The sequence below is a fragment of the Deltaproteobacteria bacterium genome, from assembly GCA_016874735.1.
Lineage (GTDB): Bacteria > Bdellovibrionota_B > Oligoflexia > Oligoflexales > CAIYRB01 > CAIYRB01.
This window is the reverse complement of sequence record VGTI01000138.1, coordinates 1-3,951: the sequence shown is the minus strand read 5'-3', so window position 1 is coordinate 3,951 and position 3,951 is coordinate 1. Positions and strand designations below refer to the sequence as shown.

General features: G+C 53.0%; 3 protein-coding genes. All 3 read right to left on the bottom strand.

Annotation, left to right across the window (positions count from 1 at the left end; all coding sequences use genetic code 11):
• Positions 1-140 precede the first annotated feature (140 nt).
• Complete coding sequence (locus FJ146_19665) at positions 141-2,048, bottom strand: hypothetical protein (GenBank protein ID MBM4254189.1); 1,908 nt, start codon at positions 2,046-2,048, stop codon at positions 141-143.
• A gap of 413 nt (positions 2,049-2,461) precedes the next feature.
• The gene (locus FJ146_19660) at positions 2,462-3,118 is read right to left on the bottom strand and encodes a nucleotidyl transferase AbiEii/AbiGii toxin family protein (protein ID MBM4254188.1); all 657 of its coding nucleotides are present in this window, start codon (positions 3,116-3,118) and stop codon (positions 2,462-2,464) included.
• A 125-nt stretch (positions 3,119-3,243) separates the two neighbouring features.
• A partial coding sequence (locus tag FJ146_19655; GenBank protein MBM4254187.1) for a transposase occupies positions 3,244-3,951 on the bottom strand: 708 nt, incomplete at its 5' end.

Genomic DNA, 3,951 nt, shown 5'->3' with positions numbered 1-3,951 from the left:
GCATGGCATGCAGCCCAGCGCTGGCTGCAACTGTGCGGAAATTCAAGGTAGCTCAAGCTAGGGCTACGCCGTAAGTCCCTGAATGAATAGATTTAGGTAGATTGCGGAGAGCGGCATGCCATTACAAATAAAATTTGGATTCACTTAACCGTGGCGCTCGACCGGTAGACGTAAAGTGTCGGAATGCCACTCTTACTGTTAGCAGTGCGCTGTATCGAGGTCTGCGTATTGCATGCCAGTGTTGAGGTGCCGGCGTACTCAATCGTAAAGTTACCAGCAGCGCCAAGGACGGGGATTGACGACAACGGAATCGTTACATCAGTGTAGCTCACATCACTGGCCAGGGAGGCTTGATCGACAGTGGCTGTACCGATCGTATTGCCATCATATTTGACGGTGAATGTGCCGGCCCCGTAGCCGCGGTAATTGGCACCCAGATTGCGCGTTACGCGCACTTTCACGGAAGGAGCGGCGTCACCGGTGCTATCTAAAGCTGCTTGAAGGCCTTTAAGGACATCAGCTTCACTAGGGGGTGTGCTGGACTGCCCGGCTCCGCTCGATGCAGCTATTCTACGCGACAATTCGCTGGCTACGCTTGCTTGCCACTTCTGCGTGAAGCTAGCCGAAGTTAGGCTGTTAGAGTTACAAGCAGCAGTAACCTTGCCTGCATCGCCATCGGCACTGTCGGATGTTTTCTCAAAAGTAATGGCATCTGGAGCGTAGCCATCAACTTTTACCTCAGTGTTCTGTGGAATAGAGATCAACTGCAGAGGATTTACGCCATCACCAAGGTTTGGCAAGATCCGAACACCGTGGAAGGCTCGCATGGGCTTGTTAGATGCAGTCGCCGTCTGGCTGATATCGCTGGTGAAACTGTATAGACCGACCTTAGCAAAGGGATTCTCATAGTTGCCGTTGCTATCCTTAACAAGCAGACCGGACTCTTCACATAGATCTAGGGTGGTCTGCGGCTCAGGTGCAGATCCAGATACTTTGAGACATGCTTTTAAAGCGACTTTCTGGCTAGAGTAGGAAGGAGCACTGTTACTAGCCAGTGTAAGGGTGTCGCCACTGTAACAACGGCCGTAATTATTGCCATTAACTTCGACGTAGACGGCTACATCGTTCATGATCAGACGTTGCTCGCAGCTGTAGTTCATGAGAGCACTAGCTGCGACGATATTATCTTTGGGACGAACCACAAACTGAGAGAGACCTGCGCTGTTTGAGTACAGACTGCTCCAAAGGCTGGAGCTGGTCTCAGGGTTGTCGCTGGTGTCTACAGCTAAAGGAGCTCCGGCGATTCCGAAGAAAATCTCCATGTTGTCATCTTTGTCGAGTGTAGCTGCCATGGTGATGCCAGGCGTCGAATCAGAAACGCCCGCAGGTTTTTGCACCTGCGCGATGTTCCAAGTCCCGTCTTTGCGGCCAAAGAAGACTTTCATGGTCCGACCATTTTCACCGAAGGAATCGGCGCAGCTGAAAGAAAAATTACGGCCCAGATCCAATACGTGACCACCGGCAAACGTAGTCTTACCATCGAAGTCTTTCAAAGCATAAGCGGGCACGTCTTCGTCGACGTCGCCGCCGCCCTTAGCTATTTTTTCGCGACCTGCAGTGGTGGTCGGATCGAGGCAAGGGACGCGGTAACTGCTGACTCGCTCAATGTAGCCGTTCAGGCGGCTATCGACATCTGCCAACCTGTCAAAGATCTGCGTCGGCCCGGCTCTGAAAAACCGGCTTCGCATGTCCCACGCCGCGTAGCAGCTTAGATAAGCATCCGATTGGGTATTAGAATTGACCTGCGCGCAGGCAGCGGCTGCAGCATCCTCATCCGAACCCAGTAGCGATGCAGAGTTTGTCGGCTTAAAACCCTTGGGTGTTGCTGCTAATGCTTTGTTCTTGAGGTTCGGGCTCACCAACGCTGGGACCGTGATGCTGTTGCCGCTGCTGGGTTCGTCTGACGACCCAGACTTCTTCTTGCTACATGCTAGGGGTAGTAACACGAGCCCGCAAACAAACAGCTTACCCAAGTTGACGCCAGTCATAGCATGACTCCCATGGAGGGTTATGAAAGAAGTTACATAGGCGTACTATAAGGTCGGAATAGCACATTGGGAAATCACTGCGGTGATTAGTCAGGCCTTAGTTCCTGACTTTCCTGGATGAAGTCCCTTGATTTTTTGATGGGCCATTACTTTTCCGACCAATTCCCGATTTTTAACTTGTTGTACCGTGGCAGGCTCCTACATCATCCCGCCCATGCCGCAAGTTGCAAATGGCTCTCGCCAGAGTTGGTGCCAATTAGTATTGGTTCGTATTTAAAAGTACTTAGGACTTAACTTTACCGGTCGGTCCTCCCATTTCTTGGTGCTGATTGGTAGCGAGAGGCATAAAAATCGTGTCGCAGTCGTGTCGGAGTCCGGCGGTATATGTCCGGTCCCCTCGATGGTATTCAAAGTCATAGCTTTTCTAGAAGACGGTTTAGGATCATGCTGTGGGCCTCGTCTGTATAGTACGCTGTGTTGTTTGCGAGTAGCGGGATGATGTCATTTCTAAAGGTCGGATCAGCCAACTTCGCGTCGAGATTGTAAACATATTCAGTCTGAGAGACGCCGTGCCCACCGTGCTCCATATAGCGGCGGAAGCTAGTCAGAATTTTTGTTACGTCGAGCGAGGGGTAACGGGACAGCGCGAGCCATAGGTCGTAGAGGTCCCTGCCTTTCTTACGCTGATATAACGCGCGCAGCTTCGTTCCTAGGAGTTCTTCCAGTATATACGTCGAAATTTGTACTGCAGCGTTGTACCACGGACTATCGATACTGAACGGATGTGTGCATAGCCCGTACACGTTGAAATGCTCCCGCGTATTGATCTCGACCTTGAGTCTGAGTGGGACAGTTGGGGGTATCTCTGAGGTGAATCTATAGACCAAAGTTACGCGCCCGTGACCTTGCTTTCGCTGCGGCGCGCCCAGCCAAGGATCGAGCCGCACTCGCAGGGCATTGATGACATCGCCGATAGCGCCGGCGCGCACTTGCACGAGATCAATGTCTTCGGAATAACGCCCGGCAGGTGCCAAGAACAACTTGTGTAATGCAGTGCCGCTCTCCGCAATCTACCTAAATCTATTCATTCAGGGACTTACGGCGTAGCCCTAGCTTGAGCTACCTTGAATTTCCGCACAGTTGCAGCCAGCGCTGGGCTGCATGCCATGCCCCCGGAGGTGGTGTTAGCCCCCTCCTAGGCACTGGCACCATGCGGCACAGAACACCGTCCAGTGCTCGCGGAGCGCCTTCGTCTCAGCTCCACGACCTTAGTGGTCGTGACGCTAGGTTTACCTGTGGCGTCGAGCGACGTGCGTTCGATGCCGCTGCCGGTAAACTGGGCTGAGTGTCTCCGCGTCACTGGTGGTATCTGGCCCGAGCAGGGCAAGTCTTTGTGCATCACGAGTTTCAATCCATTTATGGCAGCGTTCTCGTCACGCAGGTGGTGACTGGCGCAGGCAGGGCAGTCCCAACTGCGTACCTCCGGGGGGAGTCCTTCGGCTAGCTTATACCCACATGCGGAGCAGGTGCGTGTCGAGCCATGCTCAGGCCACTCGATGTAAATGCGGCCTGACCTGGCTGCCACCCACTGGACGACGAGTTTAAATCTACCGATGAGGGACTGGTTGTTCATGCTGCGGCGCATGCCTTTGCTTAAGCCGCCGCCCCTGGGTGTGTAGTCGCCAATGGCAATGATGTCGTAATGCTTACAAAGAAAATTTGCTACCGTCTGCAGCATCAGCTTGGTCTGGTCTCGCCTCTTTTGCAGCAGACGCTTATAGGTGTGGTCGAGTCGCTGATACCTCCTTGATGATTTGAAATGAATAACTTTGCCGTCTTTAGTCACTGGTACCGATTTGCGTAGGCACTTGTCGCGTTTGGATTTGACACGGTCGATCTCGCG

Coding starts and splice junctions, on each gene's coding strand:
- FJ146_19665 (MBM4254189.1), bottom strand. CDS start 2,048: ATGACTGGCGTCAACTTGGGTAAGCTGTTTGTTTGCGGGCTCGTGTTA.